A 20,946-nucleotide genomic window follows, 5' to 3' on the forward strand; every position below is an offset into this window, starting at 1 on the left:
GGCAATGAAGGCGCTGAAGCGCCCCAGGAAATAGCAGCTACTGCTAAAACAAGGTCATCTGATTGTCGTCCGCGCCGGGCTTCTGGCGCCTGGCCTTCCCGGGCTCCGGCCCCACGACGCCCCCCTGAATCTCCGGCCCGGTGTTGGCGACCTTGTTGACGAGGTCGGAAACCGGAACAGCCTCGAAGAAATCGAGCAGTGCCGGTCTGAGCAGGTCGGCCACGTCGCGCGGCTCCAGCGTGCGGCAATCCAGCCAGCGGGCGAAATCCTGCGGATCCATCACCACCGGCATCCGGTCATGGATATGGGCGATGTCGGCATTGGCGTTAACGGTCAGGATGGCGCCGGTGTCCATCTCCGAACCGCCCGGCTCGGCATAGGTCTCGATCAGCCCGGCGAAGGCGACAAGCCCGCCATGCTTAGGCCGCACCCAATAGGGCTGCCCCCTCTCGCCGCCCGATTGACGCCATTCGTAGAAGCCGGAAGCCGGGACCAAAGCGCGGCGATGGCGCATGGCGGTGCGAAACGAGACCTTTTCCGTTGCTCCCTCCGAGCGGGCGTTGAACAGCAGCGGAAACTCACGCGTGTCCTTCACCCAGGCTGGAATCAGTCCCCAGCGCACCAGCATCGGCTGCCGGTCAGGCAGATTCGAGCCTGACGCCTGCGGCAAGCCTGCAATCGCCATCAGGACCGGCTGCGTCGGCGCGATGTTGTAGCGGGCCGGAAAATCCTCCAGCTCCGTCAGACCGAGAAAGGCGGCAGTCTGGTCCGGCGTGGCGGTCAAGGCGAAGCGTCCGCACATAAGCTAAAAACTCGTTGAATTGGTCGGATGCGAAGGTGGCAATGGAACCGGCGTTGCGCAATCGCTAATGCTTCTTCAAGCCGACCGGTCCACAACGGGCTGCAGCAAATGACGATCGGAGATCCATGGACGAGATGCGCAAGATACTCCCGGCTGTCTCGGTCGCCATTGTCCGCGGCAACACGGTGCTGCTGGTCAAGCGGGCGCGGCAGCCTTCGCAAGGATTCTACGCGTTTCCAGGCGGCAAGGTCGAGGCCGGCGAAACGCTGCAACAAGCCGCGCAGCGCGAATTGCTGGAAGAAACCGGGTTGCAGGCTCACAACTACCGCCCACTTCGGGAAATCCACATCGACGGCGGCAGCGACGGGCACCCGGTCGACTATCTGCTGACGGTGTTCGGCGCCACCTATGTCGGCGGCGAGCCCGTAGCCAGCGACGACGCCGAGACCGCCGCCTTCTATACGCTCGGCGAAATGACGGCGCTGCCGCTTGCCGCTTCGGTGTTTGCCGTTGCCGAAGAATTGCTCAGGAATGCAGGGGCGTAACCTCCAAAATCGCCTTGCAGCCGACAAATTGTTTGGCCACATAGACTTATGATCCGCGCATCGCTTTTCCTTGCAGCTTGCCTCGCCGCCAGTACGGCAATCGGCGCGCGGCCGGCGCTGGCCGCCGAGTCGCCGTTCGAGCCGGGGCTGATGCGGCTGGCGGAGGTGCTTGGGTCGCTGCATTTCCTGCGTAATCTGTGCGGCGAGAAGGGCGACCGCTGGCGGGTCGAGATGGAGAAGCTGATCGCTTCGGAAAATCCGGACCCGGAGCGGCGCGCCCGCTTCATCGCCAGCTTCAATCGCGGCTACCGCTCCTTCGGCGGCACCTACACGCAGTGTACCGCCTCGGCGACCGAAGCCATCAGCCGCTACATGAAGGAAGGCGAGACGCTGTCGCGCGACATCGCCTCGCGCTACGGCAACTGACCTTGGCACCCCCTGCTTGTGTCCGGTGGCGTCTTAGTGCAATCCTTGTGTTGCACTTCTGCAACGGCATTAACGAAACGTTACCGCGCGGATGTGGAATTAACTCAAACTGAAGGTTTTCATCCCGCTCGCCGGCCTAATCGGCTAAGTTTGAATCGGATCGAACGCAGGTTTGCAAAACGTGACGAGCCCTTGTCGAAACGACCCTAGAAATGTCGTATTTACAAGTACTTACTTAACCTGCGTGTAAAAGGGACAGCCCAAGCCTGATCCGCATCTGCCGGATCGCCGCTTGAAAAGGGTGGACATCGCAATGGAACATGGCGTCAACGACATCGACGCGCTGGTCAGGGAAGAAAAGCGCCTGACTGCCGTGGAAAGCCACAGCGAGGCCTGGGCGGAAGGGCTTTCGGCCGGAATCGAGCCGGAAATCATCGCCGAGGCGGCCCTTGAAACCGCGTTCGGCGAAATGCTGCGCGCCAATGGCGAGACCTCGGCCCTTGCCCTGCTCGACCGCATGCGTGAAAAGGTGATAGCCGGGGCCTTCGAACCAGGACGGCTGCGGCACTGAACCGGCATCAGGCTCTTTGACCACGGCGTGCCGCTTGGGCGGTCATGCCCCGGGCACCTGGGCGGGCCTGGGCACCTGTAAGGGCCTGGGCATCTGTAAGGGCCTGGGCATCTGGACGGAATCATGGAGAGGCAGGCGGTGAACTTTTCGACGTCAGGCCAGCCGCGTGGCTTGGCCCTCAGCATCCGGCTCGCCGCTTTTTGCGCCGCGGTTCCGCTCGCGCTTTGCCTCGCAAGCAGCCCCGGATATGCGCTGAGTGAAATCAAGCGCGAGGACCTTCCTTCGCCGGTCGCGCCGCCCGCCGACGACGACATGCCGCCGCCGGGAACTGCGGTGCCGATGCCCGACCCGCTCGCCACGACGCCGCCTGCGGCTAGCCAGCCAACGCCCCCCGACGAGCGGGAACAGATCGAACCGGAGAGGCCAACAGACGATGGTGGCATAGCCAATCCGCAAGTCGACCCGGATGAACCCTTGCCCGAGGTCGTCTACGATCTCAGCAAGCTGCCGGAGCCGGTCAGGCGCATGCACGATCTGATTATCGGGGCCTGCAAGAGCGGCGACATCGAAAAGCTCCGGCCGCTGATCGGCCAGGGCGATACGATGACCCAATTGTCGCTGAGCGAGATCGAAGGCGACCCGATCACCTTCCTGAAAGGTCTTTCGGGCGACACGGAAGGCCAGGAAATCCTCGCCATCCTGGAAGAGGTACTCAGTGCCGGCTATGTCCATGTCGATGTCGGCACGCCGCAGGAGCTCTATGTCTGGCCATATTTCTTCGCGCTGCCGCTGGACAAGCTCGACGCCAGGCAGCGGGTCGAGCTGTTCAAGATCGTCACCGCCGGCGACTATGACAGCATGAAGCAGTTCGGCGCCTACATCTTCTACCGCGTCGGCATCACGCCGGACGGACAGTGGACGTTCTTCGTCGCCGGGGATTGAGCGGCTTGAAAGTCCGACGCTCTAGACCGCCAGCGCCTCGGAAAACTCCACCGCCCGGCCCTGCCCGGGCGTGACGATCTCGCCTTCCCACATCACGCGGCGGCCGCGCACGACTGTTCCGACCGGCCACCCGGTCACTTCTCTGCCGTCATAGGGCGTCCAGCCAGCCTTCGAGCCTGCCTGCGCATTGGTGATGGTCTCGCGACGTTTCAAATCGACGATCGTGAAATCCGCGTCGTAGCCGGCGGCGATGCGGCCTTTGCTGGCCATGCCGAAGATACGCTGCGGGCCGTGGCTGGACAGGTCGACGAAACGTTGCAACGTCAGCCGGCCGGCATTGACGTGGTCGAGCATGATCGGCACCAGCGTCTGCACGCCGGTCATGCCCGACGGCGAGGTCGGATAGGGCTTTGCCTTTTCGGCCAGCGTGTGCGGGGCGTGGTCGGAACCCAGCACATCGACGATGCCTTGCGCAATGCCGTGCCAGATGCCGTCGCGGTGGCGTGCTGCACGCACAGGCGGGTTCATTTGGATCAGCGTGCCGAGGCGTGCATAGTCGTCAGCGCTCAGCGTCAGATGATGCGGTGTCGCCTCGCAGGTCGCGACGTCCTTGTGCCGTTCGAGGAGGGCGATCTCCTCGGCGGTCGAGATGTGCAGCACATGGATACGCGCGCGGGCTTTGCGAGCAATGCGCACAAGGCGCTCGGTGCAGCGGAAGGCGGCGATCTCGTCGCGCCAAACCGGATGCGAGGCCGGGTCGCCCTCGATGCGTTCGCCGAGCCGCTCGCGCAGCCGGAATTCGTCCTCGGAATGGAAGGCCGCACGGCGGCGGGTATTCCTCAGGATCGAGGCGACGCCCTCATCGTCCTCGACCAAAAGGTCACCGGTGGACGAGCCCATGAATACTTTTATGCCGGCAGCACCGGGTAGCCGCTCCAGTTCGCCGGCATCCCCGGCATTGTCGCGGGTGCCGCCGACCCAGAAGGCAAAGTCGCAATGCATGCGGCCGGAGGCGCGCCGCACCTTGTCGGCAAGGGCTGCCTCGCTGGTGGTCAGCGGGTTGGTGTTGGGCATCTCGAAGACGGTGGTGACGCCGCCCAGCACAGCTGCCCGCGAGCCGGTCTCCAAATCTTCCTTATGCTCCAGCCCCGGCTCGCGGAAATGCACCTGGCTGTCGACGACGCCGGGCAGGACGTGCAGGCCACGACAGTCGACCGTCTCGCCGGCTGAAGTCTGGCCAAGATCGCCGATGGCGGCGATGCGCCCGCCGTTGATGCCGACGTCGCGCCGGCCCTCGCCATCGTGATTGACCACCGTGCCGCCTGTCAGGATGAGGTCGTAGGTCGTGGCCATGCTGATCCGGTCTCTTGCGGGGGGAGTGTGAGCGGCTTACGTAATGGCCGACTGTTTTGCAAGATCAGGTTCTTTTTCCGCCCATGCCCTTTGCCCTACTGAGAGATCGCGCACTCGTTTCCGTGTCAGGCCCGGATGCCGAGAACTTTTTGCAGAACATCCTGACCACCGACCTCGACGCACTGGCTGCCGGCGAAGCAAAGCCTGGCGCCTTGCTGACGCCGCAAGGCAAGATCCTGTTCGACTTCCTGATCTCCCGCGCTGGCGAGAATTCCTTCCGCCTCGAATGCCGAGCCGATGTATCAGATGATTTCATCCGGCGGCTGATGCTCTACAAATTGCGCGCCAAGGTCGAGATCGCCAAGGCAGATCAGGGACTTGTCGCTGTTGCGTGGGGGGATGACTCAACCGCTTCGCAGTTTGATTCAACGCCGGTTGCAGATGCACGGTTCCGCGACGCGTCCGTAACGCGCTTTTATGGCGGCACGGCCGCCGGCGGCGATCCGGCCGCATGGCAAGCTCTGCGCATCGCCCATGGGATTGCCGAAAGCGGCAGCGACTATCAGCTCGGCGACGCCTTCCCGCATGATGTGCTGCTCGACGAGACCGGCGGTGTCGGCTTCAGGAAGGGCTGCTATGTCGGCCAGGAGGTGGTCTCGCGCATGCAGCATCGCGGCACCGCCAGACGGCGGGTACTGATCGTTTCGGCCGAGCGGCCCCTGCCGGCTCCTGGTGCCGAACTGACAGTTGCCGGGCGACCGGTCGGCACGCTTGGTACTGCCGCCGGCACGGCAGGCCTCGCCATAGCCCGTATCGACCGAGTCAAGGCAGCGCTCGACGTCGGCCAGCCGATCATGGCGGATGACGTCACTGTGTCGCTCACCATCCCTGCCTGGGCGAAGTTCACTTTTCCGCTGGAAACCGTTGGCCCGCAGGAATCCGTCGGCGCGGAGGAGGCCTGATGGCGGCCGACCGTGCCGGCGCGCCGCCGCGCGCCTGGCAGCGCATGCTGTCGGGCCGGAGGCTGGATCTGCTTGACCCTTCGCCGTTTGATATCGAGATTTCGGACATCGCCCACGGGCTTGCCCGCGTCGCCCGCTGGAACGGCCAGACCAGCGGCGATCACGCCTTTTCCGTCGCCCAGCATTCGCTGCTGGTCGAGGCGCTTTTCGGCGAGCTGGCGCCGGACGCCCCGGCCGACGCGCGGCTGGCGGCTTTGCTGCACGACGCGCCGGAATATGTCATCGGTGACATGATCTCACCGTTCAAATCGGTGATGGGCGGCAGCTACAAGGAGTGCGAGCTGAGGCTGCAGCGCGCCATCCATCTGCGCTTTTCGCTGCCGGTCGAACCTAGTGCGGGCCTGCGCAAGGAAATCAAGCGCGCCGACCAGATCGCCGCCTATTTCGAGGCGACGCTGCTTGCCGGCTTTTCGACCGCCGAGGCGACCGAATTCTTCGGCCGACCGCGCGGCTTCAATGCCGAACGCTTCGATTTCACCCCGCGTTCGGTGACCTGGGCGCAAAACGCGTTCCTCAAACGGTATGCGGCAATCGAGAAATCGCGGCGTCAAACGCTGCAGCCGGCCGACTGAAAAACGGTAAATTAACCGAAAAGGACAACAGTGCCGTGTTCGATCACGGTCTGCAGGCACGCCTCATGTCCGTCACTCATGCCAAGGCTGGTTCGCCCGTCCGCGGACGGAGGGCCGAAGGTATAGGCCTGCCGCGACGGATAGAGGACGAACTGCGAAAACAGGATGATCGTTTTTCGGCCGCCGTCGAGAACATGTCGCATGGCTTGGCCATGTTCGATGCCGACGAGCGTATGATCATCTGCAACGGCAATTATACCAGCATCTTTTGCCTCGACCCCGAGATCGTGCAGCCCGGCATCCGGTTTTTCGACATCCTCCAGCACAGCGTCGACATCGGTGTCGCCTCGCACAGCGCCGAAGAACTCTACGCCATCCGCAAGCCCTATATCGACCGGGCGAAACCCTCGACCTACGAGGAAACGCTGTCGGATGGCCGCATCATCAACATCTCGCACCGGCCGCTGGCTTCAGGCGGCTGGGTGTCGATCTACGAGGATATCACCGAACAACGGCGCGCCGAGCAGGAGCTGAAGGAGCAGCATCGACGCTTCGACGCGGCACTCGCCAACATGTCGCAAGGCCTTTTGATGTATGACGCAGACAGCAGGCTGATCGTGCGCAACGAACGTTTCCTGGAACTCTACCACGTGACGCCGGCCGATTTTCCGCTTGGCATGAGCCACGGCGACGCGCTTGAGCAGCTCGTGCGCCTGGGTATCTATGCAGAGATCGACATCGACAGCGAGATCTCGAAAACCGCAGCCTGCCTTCAAGCCGGGGAAATGCGGTCAACCTATCGCCATCTTGCCGATGGCAGAACGCTTTTGGTCGTGCGGCGGCCGATGAGTGGAGGTGGCTGGGTCGCAACTTTCGACGACGTCACCGAGCGCAGGCGCGTCGAAGAGCGCATGACCCACCTTGCACATCACGACACGCTGACCAATCTGCCCAATCGCTCGATGTTCCGCGAACGGCTCGACCAGGCCTTGGGCGAGGCCACGGACCTGGCGATATTCTCGCTCGACCTCGACCGCTTCAAGTCCGTCAACGACACCTGGGGGCACCCGGCGGGCGACTGGCTGCTGAAATGCGTGGCCGAGCGGCTGCAAAATTGCCTTCGCAACGAAACGGACGTGGTCGCTCGTTTCGGCGGCGATGAGTTCGTCATCATCCAGTTCAATACAAAAGGTGCCGGCCCAAAAGGTGCCGGCGATGCGGAAAAACTGGCAAAACGCATTATCGATATCATCGGAAAGCCATTTCGCGACAAAAGCCGCGACATGCATGTCGGCATCAGCCTTGGCATCGCCCTTTTCCCCAATGACGGCAGGGATGCCGACACGCTGCTAAAAAACGCCGACATGGCCCTCTACAGGGCGAAAAGCGAAGGACGCAACGTCTATCGCTTCTTCGAGCCAGGCATGGATGCGATGGTACGGGCACGACGCGCACTCGAAACCGACCTGCAGGCAGCGCTGCGGCGGCGGGAATTCGAGCTCGATTTCCAACCCATCATGAACATCGCCTCCAGCGAAATCGTCGGCGCCGAAGCGCTGATGCGGTGGCACTCGCCGGCACGCGGCTTGGTGCCGCCAGACGACTTCATCCCGGTCGCCGAAGAAACCGGGCTGATCGTGCCGCTCGGGGAATGGGCGCTGAGGAAAGCCTGCACGGTTGCGGCGGGCTGGCCGCATGGGTTGCGTATCGCGGTCAATGTCTCGGCTGTGCAGATCAAAAGTGGCACCTTTGCCCGCAGCGTGATCTCCGCGCTGGCATTTTCCGGCGTGCCGGCCGATCGGCTTGAACTAGAAATCACCGAAACAGTGCTGATGGACGAGAGCGATACCGTGCTCAAGACGCTCAGGCAGTTGCGCGACCTCGGCGTCCGAATCGCGCTGGACGATTTCGGCATCGGTTATTCGTCGCTCGGCTATCTCCGCCGCTTCCCGGTCGACAAGATCAAGATCGACCGCTCCTTCATCCGCGACATCGACAACCGCGACACGGCCGCGATCGTGCGCACGGTTATCGGGCTCGGTGCGCAGCTTGCAACGACCGTCACCGCCGAAGGCGTCGAAACCGGAGCGCAACTTGAATTCCTGCGCAGGGAAGGCTGTGTCGAGGCCCAAGGCTACCTGATCGGTGTGCCGTCGAATGCGGCGGATATCCAGCGCCTGCTGAAGTCGAGCGCGGTGGTCAGACAATCCGGTTGAACGCGACAGCGCCGAGCCAGTCATCGGCTCGGCCTGAGATACCTGCCATCAGCGCAATGTTTCGATATATTTTTCCTGGAAGCGCACGTAACCGGCTTCGATCTCCTTGAGATGGCGCTCGATCAGCGCGTGAAACGCCGGCAGTTGATGGAACGGCACACCCGGATAGGCATGATGCTCGGCGTGAAAGGGCATGTTCCAGGCGAGCTTGCGGACAAACCAGTTGGTCAGCGTCGTCCGGGTGTTTTCCAGCATGTTGGCCACGAAAGGGCAGCGGCCATGCTCGGCCAGCAAATAGAGGCGTAGGAACGGCTGCCCGAGAAGCGCCGGCACGATCCAGACATAGACGAGCGTGGTTGCCCGGAACCAGACGGCCAGCACAAGCACGACGGCATAGAAGGCAATCATGGCGCGGGCCTCGGCGCGCACCTTGGGCCGGCCTTTTGGCGGTACGCAACTGTCCTGGCATCTGCCGGTGGCGTTGATGTAGAGCCTCTTGAAGTGGCCCCACCACACCGGAATGCCGGAGACGTGGACAATATACTGCCGCAGCGTTTCCGGCTTGGGAAAGGCCAGTTCCGGGTCGTTCTCCGGATCCTGGGTCACTATGAATAGCATCTCTCCGTCTCCCCAAGTGGAACGGTTACCGACCCTGTCGGTCGAGCCGTTCCAGGAACCACTGCGTCAGCCGCACCCAGACCTCGTCTTTTTCGCCGGAGTCCTCCCAGCCATGGTCGAGATTGGGATTGTCGTTGACCTCGATGACGAAGACACCGTCCTTGGTCTCCTTGAGGTCGACGCCGTAGAGGCCATCGCCGATGCAGCGCGCCGCCCTCACCGCCGTCTCGACGACATGGGCCGGCGCCTCCTTCAAGGTAAAGGTCTTGATGCCGCCCTGGTCCGGCTTGCCGTTGGCCTTGTGGTTGACGATCTGCCAGTGCTTCTTGGCCATCAGATAGTGCACGGCAAACAGAGGTTGACCGCCGAGCACGCCGACGCGCCAGTCATATTCGGTCGGAATGAATTTCTGCGCGATCAAGAGATCGGAATCCTCCAGCCATTCGGTGGCAAGCGTCTTCAGTTCCTCGAAGGTGGCGCATTTCTTGACGCCGCGCGAAAACGACGAGTCCGGGATCTTCAGCACCAGCGGAAAGCCCAGCGCCCGCGCCGCAACTTCGAGATCCGAGGTGCCGGCGATCATCACCGTCGGTGGCACCGGCACCTTGTTGTAGGTCATCAGCTCGTTGAGATAGACCTTGTTGGTGCAGCGGATCATCGACAGCGGATCATCGATGACCGGCATGCCTTCCTGCTGGGCGCGGCGCGCGAAGCGGTAAGTGTGGTTGGAGATCGAAGTGGTCTCGCGGATGAACAGCGCGTCGTAATTGGCGAGCTTGGCCAGATCCTTTTTGGTGATCGGCTCGATTTCGACGCCCATCTTTTCGGCGATCTTGGCCCAGTAGCGCAGCGACGAAATCTCCGACGGCGGCAACTCCTCATGCGGATCGACCAATGTGGCGAAGGTGTAGCGCGCCGGCGTGCGGCCCTTGGTGTCACGCCATTCGCGGTTGGTATAGGTCTCGAGGCACTGAAGGAAGCGCTTTTCTTCCTCCTCGGTCATCCTGGCCAGCGGATGGAAGCCGATCTTGCGGACCGACGCCCATTCGGCGCCGTCGGTGATGCGGACTTCCAGCGCCGGCGCTCGAAACCAGTCGAACAAAAGCTTGGCGAAGCGATCCCATATCCTCGACGGGCCGATGCCGAAGAAGATGCAGACTTTTTGCGGAAAGGCGCCGCCCAGATCCTTGCGGCATTTGTTGAGCGCGAGTTCCAGCTCCGGCAGCGCGTGATCGTAGAGCTTGCGCTCGGACAGGTCGATCATCGTCTCGACCGTCGGGATGACCTTGTGGCCGCGCGAACCGGCCAGCAGCGAGGCATAGTAGCCGCGGCTTTGGTAGCCGTAATTGTTCGACAGGTTGATGACCTTCGGCCGCTGTCCGCGAAACAGCGCAGGATGGGCAAGGTAGTCGCGATTGGTGATGATCTTGTGCGGTGTCGCCACCTGATCGAGATCGTTCTGCCGGCCGGTAAGGATGACCCAGGTCATTGTCTGTCGCGCTTTCCGAGGGTAATGGCGGCACGCAATCCGTCGCGGCCGAACTGCGCCATGTTCATGAAGATGCCGTAAGGCACGGGAATGTTGGCGGCATCAAGAATGGTCTCCTGTCTCTCGTCTTCGACCCAGGGATCGTGGATCAGGATATGGTCGCCGTCGTCGCCGATGGCCAGCACCCAGTGCGGAACCTTCTTGCCGAACATCAGGAAGCCGCTGATCAGGACCAACACCAGTTTCCCCTCGGCGATCGCGGTGCGGATATCGTCGATGGCGAATGGACGGTAATTCACCGGGATGCCGTAATGTTCCGCGCGCCGGCGAAAGTCGACCTGCGCCAGTTCCATCACCCGGCGCTTGTCTTGGCTGCGCACCGACTGCAGGAACAGCGCGCCATGGAAGGAGACATATATCTCGGCAGAGAGCCCGCTTTCATGGCCGGCAACGGCGAGGCCGAACGGCTCGCAGCCGCCAGGCCCCGACATCATGAAAACGGTGGTCGCCTCGCGCCACAAACGGATTTCCATGACCGGGTCGGGCACGAAGCCGGGCTCGAAATTGGCCATTGCCATCATCAGGCAGCACGGGCCGCAGGTGAATTCGCAGGTCTGCTGGTAGAACGGCACCCTGGTGGCGACCGGAATGTCGCCCCGCAAGGTCTTTTCGTAGCGCAGCGCCGAGGCGCCGTCCTCGTAATAGCCCGGTTCGCGGCCGATCTTGCGGTAGCCGCTCTGCTCGTAGATGCGAATGGCTCGGCTGTTGTCCTCGCGCACCTCGAGGCGCAGCATCATGCGGTTGTGTTCGAAGGCGGTCTCCTCCGCCGATGCCAGCAGCATGCGGCCAATGCCGAGCCCGCCGAAAAAGGGACCGATGGCGATGGAATAGAGCCGCGCGACGCCGCTGCCTTTGCGAAACAGCACGACCGCATAGCCGGCGACGCGGCCGTCGCTTTCGGCAACCAGCAGCTCGGCACTTTCGCGTTCGATCAACTGGCGAAAGGAGCGGCGGGAAATGCGATCGCTCGAGAAAACAGCCTTCTCGATGACGGCGAGGTCATCGACGTCGGACGCGCGGGCCGTGCGAATCTCGGCAGGCATGCGGGCTCGGAAAACCTCGATTGCGTTGTGGAAAAGGCCCTGGTCAGAAGTGTCGACAACACAGCCGAAGCGCCAGCATCCGTCAAGCGCTATCGCACCTCGATTCGGGCTCAATTGTGACAGTTTCGCCGGGTGCACGGCCCGAAAATCGAAATCGATTTTCGGAAAGGATCATGCGCAAAAATTAAAGTGCTACAGCGTCCTTTGCGCGTCCAAAGGACGCGCGGCGCTGTAGACGCAACCTTTGAAAAACAGGCGCAGCTCAGCTGGCCAGCCCGGCAAGAAGCTGGCTGTAGGCGCTCTTCGCCACCGCAGTCAGCTGCGCGCGCGGCAGCGAGCCGACGACGGCGCAGCCATAGCCCTTATCCAGCCAGTAGACGGCCTCGGGGCCGTTCTCTTCCGACCCATAGGTGCCCTTGGCCTTCTCGGCCGATTCGGCCGTGACGAACAGCGAGATGCGCTCGCCTTTGTCGTCCTCATAAAGCAGCATCGCGGCCTTGCTCTCGCCAGCGGGCAGCAGCCGGCCGCCGACGAGCTGGAATCCTTGCGCCGCCAGATCCGGTGCGACCAGCTTCAGGCCGACCCGATTGGACAGCCAGGTCTGCAGATGATCCTTGTCGCTGGCGGGCACTTCCACCGCATGTCGCTGCTCGGCGGCATAGATGACATGGGCTGCGATCGCCTGCTCGGCGAGTTGGTCCTCGGCGGGGTCTTCCAGGCCGAGATGGTCGATGCCGGCGAAATAACCGCCAACACCGCCAATGGCCAGCATCGCCGCTGCGGCAGCCGGGAGCCACCAGCGCGAGCCCAATGGCACCGTCTTGACCGGCGCCTCGCCGAACACGATCTTCTGCAACCGCGCCGGCACCGGCTCGTCGAGCACGCCGGCAAAGGCGGCACGAAGCGCTGCGCGGTCGGCGACATAGCGGGCGCTCCTCGCCTTCATTTCAGGATTGGCGTCGAGCCAGGCGTCATAAGCCACGCGCTCGTCAATCGGCAACTCGCCATCGAGGGCCATGTGGATGTCGCGTTCGGAAAAATCGCGCCGGGTCATTTCTCGACGATCCTTATCGCCCGGCGACGCGCGGCGTCATCCAGCAGCCCGCGCAACTCATCACGCCCGCGCGCGATGCGCGACATCAGCGTGCCGGCCGGCACGCCGAGGATGTTGGCGGCTTCGGCATAGGAAAAGCCTTCGATGGCGACCATGACCAGTGCTGCGCGCCGATCGGGGCTTATCGCCTGCAACGCGTCGATAATTTCGCGCGAGGCGATGCTCTCCACCTGCTCGGCTGGTGCTGCCTGCGCCTCGCTCGCTTCCAGCGGCAGCATCGCGGCTTCGCCGCGCCGGTTCACCTTGCGCATTTGGTCGATGAACAAATGATGCATGATCGTAAACAGCCACCTCCTGGGGCTTTCTCCAGTCTGCCAATTGTCGAGCCGCACAAGCGCCCGTTCGAGACAGTCCTGAACGAGATCGTCGGCGGAATCGCGGTCGCGCAGCAGCGAGCGCGCATAACGGCGCAGGCGTGGTATTTCGCCCAGGATTGCTGCCTTCTTTTCGTCCATGACCGCTGGTTCTGAGGTCGCCCTTGTTCATCCGATTGAACGCGCCTTCACGGCGCGGCGCAAGCGGCCAGCGCGAAGCGGTCCGCCGCCCCGGCCACCCAAGCAACAAGATAACGCGGCCGGCGGGCGATTTATTCCCGGCCGGCGCTGGAGGGCCACCTGTCAAGGCGCCGCACGCCATGAATGAGAGGTGTGAGGTTGAAAGCGCGCCCTGAAGGCGTATATTCGAAGTCATATATTTTGTATATTCGACTTGGAATATACGTTTGGAGAAATCGATATGTCTCTGTACATCCGCGATAACGAGGTCGACGCGCTGGCTCGTCAGTTGCAGTCCGCCATCAAGGCGCCCACGAAGACTGAAGCAGTGCGAATCGCTCTCAAGCGCGAGCTTGAACGAGCGAACTCTGTCCTTCCGCTGAGCGAGCGTATCAAAAAGTATCAGGATGCCGCGAGCGCACTTGGTCCCGATGACCCCACCTTCGATATGAAGAAATTCATGGACGAGGCCTGGGGGGAACCCGATGTTTCTTGATGCGTCCGCCATTATTGCGCTGATTTTGAGAGAGGCAGATGCGGCTCGTCTGCTGAGAAGGATTGAAGCTGCCGAGACGCTCTATTTCTCGCCGAGTTCCGCTTTTGAAGCTATCCTCGGAATCGCCCGCAGGAAATCTGTGGCTGAAAGCGGCGATCAAGCTCCGACACCGCCTGCTCTGATCGATCAATGCCAAACGATCGTCATCGGCTTCTTGGCCGAACTCATGGCCGTGGAAGTTCCACTGGATGCTGCCATTCGCGAACTCGCAGTAAAAGCCGCGCGCGACTACGGTCGATACGTCGGCCATCCCGCCAAGCTGAATTTCGGCGACTGCTTCAGCTATGCATGCGCCAAGGCCTACCGGGTACCCCTGCTCTACAAGGGCAATGATTTCTTGCAGACCGATCTGGCCTGAATACTATCCGGCATCGGATTTGACCGTTCTTGTCAGCAGACGCTGATAGAACAGGCCGATGCCGATCAGCACCGCGCCGAGGCCGATGAAGGACAGCGCCCTCAGCACGCCTTCCAGTTCCGACATGTCGAAGAGGAAGACCTTCAACACGGCGACCGAGATCAGCGCTGCCGACGCAATGCGCAGCGCCTGCGACTTCAGCCAGACGCCGGCGGTGAGCAGCGCCACGCCGATGATCAGCCACAGCGCGGAATAGGTGTAGGTCTCGAGCTGGCCGAGGCCGCTCCAGAGGCCAATGAACTCGCCCTTGAACAGCCGCCTCACCGACAGCGTCGCATAGGCGAAGGCAAGCAGTGCCGCCGCCAGCGCCAGCATCGCGGCGTACCATTTCGGCCGCTTGTCTCTGGTATAGAGCGCGAGCCCCCCGGCAGCGACGGCCGGCAAGAGATAGGCGAGGAACAGCAGGTTGAACACCAGGATTCGCCCGGTCGATTCGTCAGTAAACAGCGGGTTCAGCGCCACAAAATGCTGGATGACGATGAAGGCGACCGAGACCACGCCCGCGGCAAGCGAACCATAGCGCAGCACCGAGCTTGGCGAGCGCATGTCGATGGCGACCAGGATGGCGCCGGCGCCGATGGCGATCAGCGTATAGATTGCCTGCTCGGCGAGCGTGATGGCACCCGTGTCGATGACGCCGCCATGCATGGCGTGGCGCACCAATATCGCAACCGTGAGCAGCGCAAAGAGTGCTGCGCCAGCTTCCATGGCGAGGCGTGGCCGGCCATTTGTGGTGCGGGCAAGCTGCCAGGCGGCAAAGCCGAAGGCAAGCGCCGGCACGCCGTAGCCCGGCAGCAGCCAGTTGAATACCGGCGTCGTCGACAGGAATTCGGCGCCGACGATTGTCGGATCGAAGGCGACGCGGCCGAGCACCGCGATGACCGTCCCGACCGAAATCCAGCCGAGCACCGGATAGGCGCGCCAGCGGGTGACCAGCGCCGGCACGATGGCCGCGGCACCCAGGAGGATGGTGGTCCAGCCGGACCCGAAAGCCATGTAGATCATCAGCAAGGCGGCGACTGCTGTCCCGCCAAGCGCGAAGGAGACGGCAGCACCGCCCTGTAGCGGCGGCTCTTCACCGCGCGCGATCCACTCGCCGCCGGCGGCGAAGACCACGACCAGAAGGGCTGCAACCGCCGCGTAGACAAGATCACGGTCGAGATTGCCGAAGGTGAACCAGAGCGCCAACAGAATGACCAGCGGCGCGACAGCGCCCCATGCCGCCCATGAGGCGGCGCGGATTTGTGCCGACGCGGCAAATTTGCGCGCAGCCCAGAATCCGGCGCCGATGAACATAAGTCCAAGAAAGATACCGATCCTGAGCATCAGCGTATCGGCAACTCCCGCCGGCAGACCTTCGACGTCGAGAACGCCACCTGAAAACTCTGCAGCGACGGAGGTTGGCGGAATAATGCCGAGATAGACCAGCACCGTCGCCAGCCCTGCGGCGTGCAGAAGCGCCAGCGCCAGCGGCCGGTAGAGCGCTACCGCGACCAGGGCTGCGATAAGGGCTGCTCCCGGCAGAGCATCGCCGGCAGCGTATGCCGGGTCGACGAACAGCGCCATCGCCGAAAGGCCGACGAAGAAGCCAGGTGCGATCGACGGCCAGTCGAAGCCCCTGGCGGGCTCTGCTTCGCCACCGCGACGGCCGAGCCAGACGAAGGCAAGCACGGCCAGGGTCACCGCATTGATGAAGAGGATGACAGGCAGGTCGGTGCCCGGCGCATCAGTCATGTAAAGAATGGTCCAGAGGCCGGTGCCCACAAACGCTGCCGCCATCAGCAATTTCCAGTCGCGCAGGCGGGCGATGACGCCGGTGGCGGCGAGCACGATCGCCAAATAGCCGAACAGCGCCCAAGGATTCGGTGCCTGCGAGGCGACCAGCATCGGCGTCACCACCGCGCCGAGCAGGCCGATGCCGGCCAGCGCCTGGCCGTGGACGAGGGCGGCCGCGATGGTCGCCACACCGATGGCGCCGAGCAGCGTGAAAGCGAGCGCCGGCCCGATGAAGCCGTAAACGCCATGCGCGGCATAAACCGTGCCGAACAGGATGAAAGCACCGGCCGCCGTCAGGATCGCCGGAATATAGGCGCCGGCGACGCCCTGCACCGGCACCCTGAAGCCGGTGCGGCGGATGAACTCGCCGACGGCGACCAGCACCAGCCCGAGCATTGCTGCCATGCTCAGCCGCACGCCGGGACCGAAAATGCCGGCCTCGATGGTGTAACGGATCAGGAACAGGCCGCCCAGCGCCAGCGCGATGCCGCCGACCCAGACCGCCCATCGGGTACCGAGCGCCGTTTCAATGTCAGGCTTTTGCGTCGCTTTCGCCGTCGCGGCGGCCGGTTGCGCAGGTGCAGATCCAGCCGGCGCCGCTTCGCCCGCAGCCCACGGTCCGGATGCAATCTCCCCGGCTTCAACCTCTGTGGACGGCTTTTCCTCAGCCTCGCCCGCCGATGACGGGACAATTTCGGTCACGGCCGCAACTGCCGCGTCTGTTGACATGCTGTCGTTTGCGGCCTGTTCTGCCGGCTTGGCCTGCGGCGGGGCCACATGCGCGCCCGAAAGCACGAGGCTGCGCAGCGCACCAAGTTCGCGCTCGATCAGGCCGATGCGGCTCTGCTGGCGCGAGATAATGACGAACAGCGCGATGATCGCGACTAGGCCGATCAGGCTTTCGAACATGGCGGTTCCCCCAAACCAAGCCAGTAGTTACTGACAAATACGGCGGCCAGACGGCCAGCCGAGTCAGCGCGCCGCCAGATTGGCGGCCGGAAAGATCGAGCACGTTTCGGTGCCGAAAGCCAGCAGCTTGCCGTTGGCATCCTTCAGCGTCGCTTCCGAAACCGCCAATGTGCGGTCCTTGTGCACCACCCTGCCCTCGCACACCACCTCGCCGGTCTTCGGCGTGATCGGCCGTGTCAGGTTCACCTTGAACTCCGCCGTCGTATAGGCCTCGCCCTTGTCGAGCAGCGTTTGCACCGCGCAGGCAAGAGCCGAATCCAGCAGCGTCGCGGCCCAGCCGCCATGCACCCCACCCAGCGGATTGAGATAGCGCTCGTTCGGCAGGCCGCGAAACACCGCACGACCTTCGGACACTTCGGTAAGGTCGAAGCTGAGCTGGAAGGAAATCGGCGGCGCCGGATATTTGTTGTCGATGATGCGCTGGAGCAATTCCAGGCCGGTATATCTAGAGATGTCGCCGTGCGGAATGGTGCCGAGGCCGAGCGGCGAGACCCGGCCGGGATAGAGTTCCACTTCGCTCATCTGGTGATTTCTCCGGCGGCGGTCTCGGCGCCAATCTCTTTGCCCGCCGCGTGGTGCTTGCGCAAGGCGGCGAGGAAGCCGGCTCGGGCACCGGGCGCCTCAATGCCGCGCGGCTCGTAGACATGGCGGGTAAAAAAGAAGCCGGTCAGCCGGAAGGCGTCCTCGATCGCCGCCGGATCGGCGCGCAGGCTGGAGCCGCGCTGCAGGAAAGCGGGGAGCACCAGCATCTTGTCGCGCCATGGCGCGCCGGCCTGGCGCGACACGGCGCGCCCGGACTTCGGCGAGACATAGGCAAGGTCTTGCCTGGCGCCGGTCGCAGCACACTGGCTGAGATCGAGGCCGAAGCCGAGTTCGTCGAGAATCAGCAATTCGAAGCGCGCCACCAGCTCGCCGGCGGCGTCCGCATCGTCTAGATGGGCGATCATCACGGCCAGCGTCTCGTAGAGGCCGTCATGGGCGTCGCGCTCGGGCAGCAGGCGCAGATGCGCAGCCATGGTCTGCAGCCCATAGATGGCGACGGCGCTGTCCATGAGCCGGGCGGCGTTCATCTCGATCGCCTCGGCCTGAAAGGTGCCAAGATGTTCGTCGAGCCGCGCCCGCCACAGCAGGTCGACGCGGTTGCCGGGCTGCAGAACCGGCTGCTGCTTGCGCGAGCGGCCGCCGCGCACAAGGCCGAGGTGGCGGCCATGCGCACGCGTCATGACCTCAAGAATGGCGCTGGTTTCGCCATGCTTGCGGGTGCCGAGAATAATTCCCTCGTCGCGCCATTCCATGAACGGAGCTTGTCACTGCTTCGGTGGCGAAATCAAGTTTTTCAGGCGCTCTGTGGGTGCCCTCCGCGGCGGTCCGCGCGGAGGTGATCGGCAAGCACTTCATTGATCACGCGTCGCGACTTTTCAACTTCGACTGGATTGATGTCTATATGGCCGGCGATCGTGATCAGCGCTTTCCATAGCGTCCAACCACGGCCCCGTGCCCAGGTTGCCTCATCGGCATGAAGAACCGCGCGAAACACCTCTCGGCTTTTCCCTTCGAGGAGCGCCCACGCAATCGCCAAGTCGCACGAGGGATCGCCCACGCCGGAAGTCCCGAAGTCGATCACGGCGCTCAAAGCGCCTTGCCTGACCAACAGGTTTCCCCAACTGACGTCACCGTGGAACCAGACGGGCGCACCATGCCATGTCGCGGCAAGCGCTGCTTCCCACACCGCGCTCGCGGCGCCAGTGTCGATCTTGCCGTCGAGGGCCGCAATTGCCTGCCGGGTCTCGCCGTCATAGACGCTCAGTGGTCCGCCGCGAAAAAAATTGTGCTGCCCTGGCGCCGGTCCACCGGCGGGATCGATCCGTTGCAAGGCGACCAGGAATTGGGCCAGGCCGGCCGCGAATTGCGGCAGGCTGGCAATACGCTCCAGCGTCGCCGTCTCGCCTTCGATCCAGCGGTAGACGGACCAATGCCAGGGATAGCCGTCGGCCGGGGCTCCCATCGCCAGCGGGACCGGGACAGGCAGCGGCAGCAGAGGCGCAAGCCTTGGCAGCCAGCGATGTTCCTTTTCCACTTGCAAGGCATAGGCCGCCGCACTCGGCAGCCTCACCAGCATATGGTCTCCGAGATGAAAGGTCCTGTTGTCCCATCCGCATGATGAAACCGGCCGGACAGCAAGATCCTTCCATCGGGGAAATTGCGTGGCGACCAACCGGCTCACGAGGGCTGTGTCGATAGTAACTTCGTGTTTGAGCATGATCTTTGCCGAAAACCGGCTCCCACTTTTCGGGAACATGCTCTAATGCGGAAACTCCAGCCCCATCTCGCGATAGCGCTCGGGGTCGTCGCCCCAGTTCTCGCGCACCTTGACGAACAGGAAAAGATGCACTTTCTGTTCGAGGATACCTGATATCTCCATGCGTGCCGCCTGGCCTATGGCACGGATCGTCTCGCCCTTGTGGCCGAGCACGATCTTCTTCTGGCTGTCGCGCTGGACATAGATGGTCTGGTCGATGCGCACCGAGCCGTCCTTCTTCTCTTCCCATTTCTCCGTCTCGATATGGGAGGAATAGGGCAGTTCCTGATGCAGCCTGAGATAGAGCTTTTCGCGAGTGATCTCCGCCGCCAGCTGACGCATCGGCAGGTCGGAGATCTGGTCCTCCGGGTAATACCAGGGGCCGGCAGGCAGGGTTTCGGCCAGATAGTCGAGCAGGTCCTTGCAACCCGACCCGGTTAGCGCCGAGACCATGAAGGTGCGCTTGAAGGGCACCCTTTCATTCGCTGCCGCGGACAGCGCCAGCAGCGCCTCGGGCTTGACCCGGTCGACCTTGTTGAGGATCAGCACCATCGGCTGGCGGACATCCTTCAGCCGTTCGAGGATCGCGTCAGCGTCGCCCCTGATGCCGCGCTCGGCGTCGATCAGCAACAGCACGATGTCGGCGTCCTTGGCGCCGCCCCAGGCGGTCGTCACCATCGCCGTGTCCAACCGCCGCTTCGGCTTGAAGATGCCCGGCGTGTCGACGAAGACGATCTGTGCGTTACTGTGGATGGCGATGCCGCGCACGATGGCGCGCGTCGTCTGCACCTTGTGGGTGACGATCGACACCTTGGCGCCGACCAGTTGGTTTACCAGCGTCGATTTCCCCGCATTGGGCGCGCCGATCAGCGCAACGAAGCCAGAATGCGTGGTGGCGGCTTCTGTTGCCGGCGGGACGTCTTCGGTGGCGGTCATGCCGCGCTCCCCTTATTTAGCCAGACGCCTTCGCGCAACAGCAGTGCAGTAGCGGCGGCTTGCTCGGCCTCGCGCTTGGAGCGCCCGCTGCCGGTCGCCGGCGGATAGGCGCCGACCTTGACGCTGACGGTGAATAGCGGATCGTGGTCCGGTCCCTCGCGGCTGTCAATTATGTAGACCGGGACGGCGCCTGCCGCCTGATGCGCCCATTCCTGCAGTTCGGTCTTGGCATCGCGGCGGGCGGCACCGATGGCCTGCGAGCGCGGCCGCCAGTATTTGTGGATGAAGGCGCGGGCCGCCTCCAGCCCGCCGTCGAGATAGAGCACGGCGATCAGCGATTCCAGCGCATCAGCCCGCAGATTGACGCGTTTGCGCCCGTCCAGGCCGCGTACGTCCGAGCCGGCACGGATCAACTCCGGCAGGCCGATCTCCTCGGCGATGTCCGCCAGCACCTCGGCATTGACCAGCGCGTTGAGCCGGAGCGACAGCTCACCTTCGGCAGCGTCAGGATACGCCGCCAGCAGCATGTCGGCGACGACCAGGCCGAGGACGCGGTCGCCCAGGAATTCGAAACGCTCATAGTCGATGCCGGCATGGCTGCTGCGGGCGCTGGCATGGGTCAGCGCGCGCTGCAAGCGCTGGCGGTCGGCAAAGGCGTGGCCGGTGCGCTCCATGAGCGCTTCGGCGAGCGCGTCGACGGTCAGCCGTTTTGTTGCCGCCATGAC

21 protein-coding genes and 1 pseudogene are annotated in these 20,946 nt (G+C 63.4%); 9 read left to right on the forward strand and 13 right to left on the reverse strand.

Annotation, left to right across the window (positions count from 1 at the left end; genetic code table 11):
* Positions 1–43: 43 nt before the first annotated feature.
* Positions 44–802: an SOS response-associated peptidase gene (locus tag AC0NIE_RS26300; protein ID WP_473486660.1), complete on the reverse strand. Its 759-nt coding sequence runs from the start codon at positions 800–802 to the stop codon at positions 44–46.
* Between the two features lie 125 nt (positions 803–927).
* Here AC0NIE_RS26300 and AC0NIE_RS26305 point away from each other — a divergent pair, with 125 nt between their 5' ends.
* From AC0NIE_RS26305 to AC0NIE_RS26320, 4 genes are all read left to right on the forward strand, one after another.
* On the forward strand, positions 928–1,347 hold the full coding sequence (locus tag AC0NIE_RS26305; RefSeq protein ID WP_473486659.1) for an NUDIX hydrolase: 420 nt from the start codon (positions 928–930) through the stop codon (positions 1,345–1,347).
* Between the two features lie 48 nt (positions 1,348–1,395).
* Entirely contained in the window at positions 1,396–1,773 is a 378-nt protein-coding gene (locus AC0NIE_RS26310) for a TIGR02301 family protein (protein WP_123149796.1), read from the forward strand.
* A gap of 313 nt (positions 1,774–2,086) precedes the next feature.
* Positions 2,087–2,344: a hypothetical protein gene (locus tag AC0NIE_RS26315; RefSeq protein WP_077381793.1), complete on the forward strand. Its 258-nt coding sequence runs from the start codon at positions 2,087–2,089 to the stop codon at positions 2,342–2,344.
* Positions 2,345–2,482: 138 nt separating this feature from the next.
* The gene (locus AC0NIE_RS26320) at positions 2,483–3,286 is read left to right on the forward strand and encodes a hypothetical protein (protein WP_473486658.1); all 804 of its coding nucleotides are present in this window, start codon (positions 2,483–2,485) and stop codon (positions 3,284–3,286) included.
* Between the two features lie 21 nt (positions 3,287–3,307).
* Here the strand turns inward: AC0NIE_RS26320 and AC0NIE_RS26325 are convergent, their stop codons facing one another.
* Positions 3,308–4,639 carry a dihydroorotase gene (locus tag AC0NIE_RS26325; RefSeq protein WP_473486657.1) on the reverse strand — a complete coding sequence of 444 codons (1,332 nt, stop codon included), beginning with the start codon at positions 4,637–4,639 and terminating at the stop codon, positions 3,308–3,310.
* An 83-nt stretch (positions 4,640–4,722) separates the two neighbouring features.
* On the opposite strand from AC0NIE_RS26325, the gene ygfZ reads away from it, so the two are divergent.
* The 3 genes from ygfZ to AC0NIE_RS26340 all read left to right on the forward strand — a co-directional run bounded on the left by ygfZ (position 4,723) and on the right by AC0NIE_RS26340 (position 8,449).
* Positions 4,723–5,601: a CAF17-like 4Fe-4S cluster assembly/insertion protein YgfZ gene (ygfZ, locus tag AC0NIE_RS26330; RefSeq protein ID WP_473486656.1), complete on the forward strand. Its 879-nt coding sequence runs from the start codon at positions 4,723–4,725 to the stop codon at positions 5,599–5,601.
* Positions 5,601–6,233, forward strand: coding sequence for an HD domain-containing protein (locus tag AC0NIE_RS26335; protein WP_473486655.1), 633 nt, complete (start codon positions 5,601–5,603; stop codon positions 6,231–6,233). The genes ygfZ and AC0NIE_RS26335 overlap by 1 nt, the downstream gene beginning before the upstream one ends.
* A 65-nt stretch (positions 6,234–6,298) precedes the next feature.
* Positions 6,299–8,449: a putative bifunctional diguanylate cyclase/phosphodiesterase gene (locus AC0NIE_RS26340; protein WP_473486654.1), complete on the forward strand. Its 2,151-nt coding sequence runs from the start codon at positions 6,299–6,301 to the stop codon at positions 8,447–8,449.
* 48 nt (positions 8,450–8,497) lie between these two features.
* Here the strand turns inward: AC0NIE_RS26340 and AC0NIE_RS26345 are convergent.
* From AC0NIE_RS26345 to AC0NIE_RS26365, 5 genes and pseudogenes are all read right to left on the reverse strand, one after another.
* A pseudogene (locus tag AC0NIE_RS26345) lies at positions 8,498–9,052 on the reverse strand (fatty acid desaturase); the annotation flags it as partial.
* Between the two features lie 40 nt (positions 9,053–9,092).
* On the reverse strand, positions 9,093–10,556 hold the full coding sequence (locus AC0NIE_RS26350) for a RimK family protein (protein WP_473486653.1): 1,464 nt from the start codon (positions 10,554–10,556) through the stop codon (positions 9,093–9,095).
* Positions 10,553–11,752, reverse strand: coding sequence for a peptidase C39 family protein (locus AC0NIE_RS26355; protein WP_473486770.1), 1,200 nt, complete (start codon positions 11,750–11,752; stop codon positions 10,553–10,555). Before AC0NIE_RS26355 ends, AC0NIE_RS26350 begins: the two co-directional genes overlap by 4 nt.
* A 169-nt stretch (positions 11,753–11,921) precedes the next feature.
* Complete coding sequence (locus AC0NIE_RS26360; RefSeq protein WP_473486652.1) at positions 11,922–12,713, reverse strand: anti-sigma factor family protein; 792 nt, start codon at positions 12,711–12,713, stop codon at positions 11,922–11,924.
* A complete protein-coding gene (locus tag AC0NIE_RS26365; RefSeq protein WP_135936357.1) occupies positions 12,710–13,228 on the reverse strand; it encodes a sigma-70 family RNA polymerase sigma factor in 519 nt (172 codons plus the stop codon). The genes AC0NIE_RS26360 and AC0NIE_RS26365 overlap by 4 nt, the downstream gene beginning before the upstream one ends.
* A 280-nt stretch (positions 13,229–13,508) precedes the next feature.
* On the opposite strand from AC0NIE_RS26365, the gene AC0NIE_RS26370 reads away from it, so the two are divergent.
* Together AC0NIE_RS26370 and AC0NIE_RS26375 are read left to right on the forward strand one after the other, a co-directional pair.
* Positions 13,509–13,763 carry a type II toxin-antitoxin system VapB family antitoxin gene (locus tag AC0NIE_RS26370; protein WP_292216872.1) on the forward strand — a complete coding sequence of 85 codons (255 nt, stop codon included), beginning with the start codon at positions 13,509–13,511 and terminating at the stop codon, positions 13,761–13,763.
* Positions 13,753–14,181, forward strand: coding sequence for a type II toxin-antitoxin system VapC family toxin (locus tag AC0NIE_RS26375; protein ID WP_473486651.1), 429 nt, complete (start codon positions 13,753–13,755; stop codon positions 14,179–14,181). Before AC0NIE_RS26370 ends, AC0NIE_RS26375 begins: the two co-directional genes overlap by 11 nt.
* A 3-nt stretch (positions 14,182–14,184) precedes the next feature.
* Here AC0NIE_RS26375 and AC0NIE_RS26380 read toward each other — a convergent pair whose 3' ends face one another.
* The 6 genes from AC0NIE_RS26380 to rnc all read right to left on the reverse strand — a co-directional run bounded on the left by AC0NIE_RS26380 (position 14,185) and on the right by rnc (position 20,943).
* Complete coding sequence (locus AC0NIE_RS26380) at positions 14,185–16,926, reverse strand: DUF2339 domain-containing protein (protein WP_473486650.1); 2,742 nt, start codon at positions 16,924–16,926, stop codon at positions 14,185–14,187.
* A gap of 63 nt (positions 16,927–16,989) precedes the next feature.
* Entirely contained in the window at positions 16,990–17,508 is a 519-nt protein-coding gene (locus tag AC0NIE_RS26385) for a PaaI family thioesterase (RefSeq protein WP_473486649.1), read from the reverse strand.
* On the reverse strand, positions 17,505–18,281 hold the full coding sequence (gene recO / locus AC0NIE_RS26390; protein ID WP_473486648.1) for a DNA repair protein RecO: 777 nt from the start codon (positions 18,279–18,281) through the stop codon (positions 17,505–17,507). The genes AC0NIE_RS26385 and recO overlap by 4 nt, the downstream gene beginning before the upstream one ends.
* Positions 18,282–18,322: 41 nt before the next feature.
* The gene (locus tag AC0NIE_RS26395; RefSeq protein ID WP_473486647.1) at positions 18,323–19,246 is read right to left on the reverse strand and encodes an aminoglycoside phosphotransferase family protein; all 924 of its coding nucleotides are present in this window, start codon (positions 19,244–19,246) and stop codon (positions 18,323–18,325) included.
* A 42-nt stretch (positions 19,247–19,288) separates the two neighbouring features.
* The gene (gene era, locus AC0NIE_RS26400; RefSeq protein WP_473486646.1) at positions 19,289–20,221 is read right to left on the reverse strand and encodes a GTPase Era; all 933 of its coding nucleotides are present in this window, start codon (positions 20,219–20,221) and stop codon (positions 19,289–19,291) included.
* Complete coding sequence (gene rnc / locus AC0NIE_RS26405; RefSeq protein WP_095496687.1) at positions 20,218–20,943, reverse strand: ribonuclease III; 726 nt, start codon at positions 20,941–20,943, stop codon at positions 20,218–20,220. Before rnc ends, era begins: the two co-directional genes overlap by 4 nt.
* Between the last annotated feature and the right edge of the window lie 3 nt (positions 20,944–20,946).

This window comes from Mesorhizobium sp. WSM4842 (genome assembly GCF_055901575.1).

What these genes read in the sequence shown, in the direction of transcription:
- AC0NIE_RS26385 (WP_473486649.1), bottom strand. Translation starts at nt 17,508, where the DNA reads ATGAGCGAAGTGGAACTCTATCCCGGCCGGGTCTCGCCGCTCGGCCTC.
- AC0NIE_RS26315 (WP_077381793.1), top strand. Translation starts at nt 2,087, where the DNA reads ATGGAACATGGCGTCAACGACATCGACGCGCTGGTCAGGGAAGAAAAG.
- AC0NIE_RS26310 (WP_123149796.1), top strand. Translation starts at nt 1,396, where the DNA reads ATGATCCGCGCATCGCTTTTCCTTGCAGCTTGCCTCGCCGCCAGTACG.
- AC0NIE_RS26325 (WP_473486657.1), bottom strand. Translation starts at nt 4,639, where the DNA reads ATGGCCACGACCTACGACCTCATCCTGACAGGCGGCACGGTGGTCAAT.
- AC0NIE_RS26370 (WP_292216872.1), top strand. Translation starts at nt 13,509, where the DNA reads ATGTCTCTGTACATCCGCGATAACGAGGTCGACGCGCTGGCTCGTCAG.
- AC0NIE_RS26350 (WP_473486653.1), bottom strand. Translation starts at nt 10,556, where the DNA reads ATGACCTGGGTCATCCTTACCGGCCGGCAGAACGATCTCGATCAGGTG.
- ygfZ (WP_473486656.1), top strand. Translation starts at nt 4,723, where the DNA reads ATGCCCTTTGCCCTACTGAGAGATCGCGCACTCGTTTCCGTGTCAGGC.
- AC0NIE_RS26340 (WP_473486654.1), top strand. Translation starts at nt 6,299, where the DNA reads ATGTCCGTCACTCATGCCAAGGCTGGTTCGCCCGTCCGCGGACGGAGG.
- AC0NIE_RS26365 (WP_135936357.1), bottom strand. Translation starts at nt 13,228, where the DNA reads ATGGACGAAAAGAAGGCAGCAATCCTGGGCGAAATACCACGCCTGCGC.
- recO (WP_473486648.1), bottom strand. Translation starts at nt 18,281, where the DNA reads ATGGAATGGCGCGACGAGGGAATTATTCTCGGCACCCGCAAGCATGGC.
- AC0NIE_RS26375 (WP_473486651.1), top strand. Translation starts at nt 13,753, where the DNA reads ATGTTTCTTGATGCGTCCGCCATTATTGCGCTGATTTTGAGAGAGGCA.
- AC0NIE_RS26360 (WP_473486652.1), bottom strand. Translation starts at nt 12,713, where the DNA reads ATGACCCGGCGCGATTTTTCCGAACGCGACATCCACATGGCCCTCGAT.
- rnc (WP_095496687.1), bottom strand. Translation starts at nt 20,943, where the DNA reads ATGGCGGCAACAAAACGGCTGACCGTCGACGCGCTCGCCGAAGCGCTC.
- AC0NIE_RS26335 (WP_473486655.1), top strand. Translation starts at nt 5,601, where the DNA reads ATGGCGGCCGACCGTGCCGGCGCGCCGCCGCGCGCCTGGCAGCGCATG.
- AC0NIE_RS26395 (WP_473486647.1), bottom strand. Translation starts at nt 19,246, where the DNA reads ATGCTCAAACACGAAGTTACTATCGACACAGCCCTCGTGAGCCGGTTG.
- AC0NIE_RS26305 (WP_473486659.1), top strand. Translation starts at nt 928, where the DNA reads ATGGACGAGATGCGCAAGATACTCCCGGCTGTCTCGGTCGCCATTGTC.
- AC0NIE_RS26380 (WP_473486650.1), bottom strand. Translation starts at nt 16,926, where the DNA reads ATGTTCGAAAGCCTGATCGGCCTAGTCGCGATCATCGCGCTGTTCGTC.
- AC0NIE_RS26300 (WP_473486660.1), bottom strand. Translation starts at nt 802, where the DNA reads ATGTGCGGACGCTTCGCCTTGACCGCCACGCCGGACCAGACTGCCGCC.
- era (WP_473486646.1), bottom strand. Translation starts at nt 20,221, where the DNA reads ATGACCGCCACCGAAGACGTCCCGCCGGCAACAGAAGCCGCCACCACG.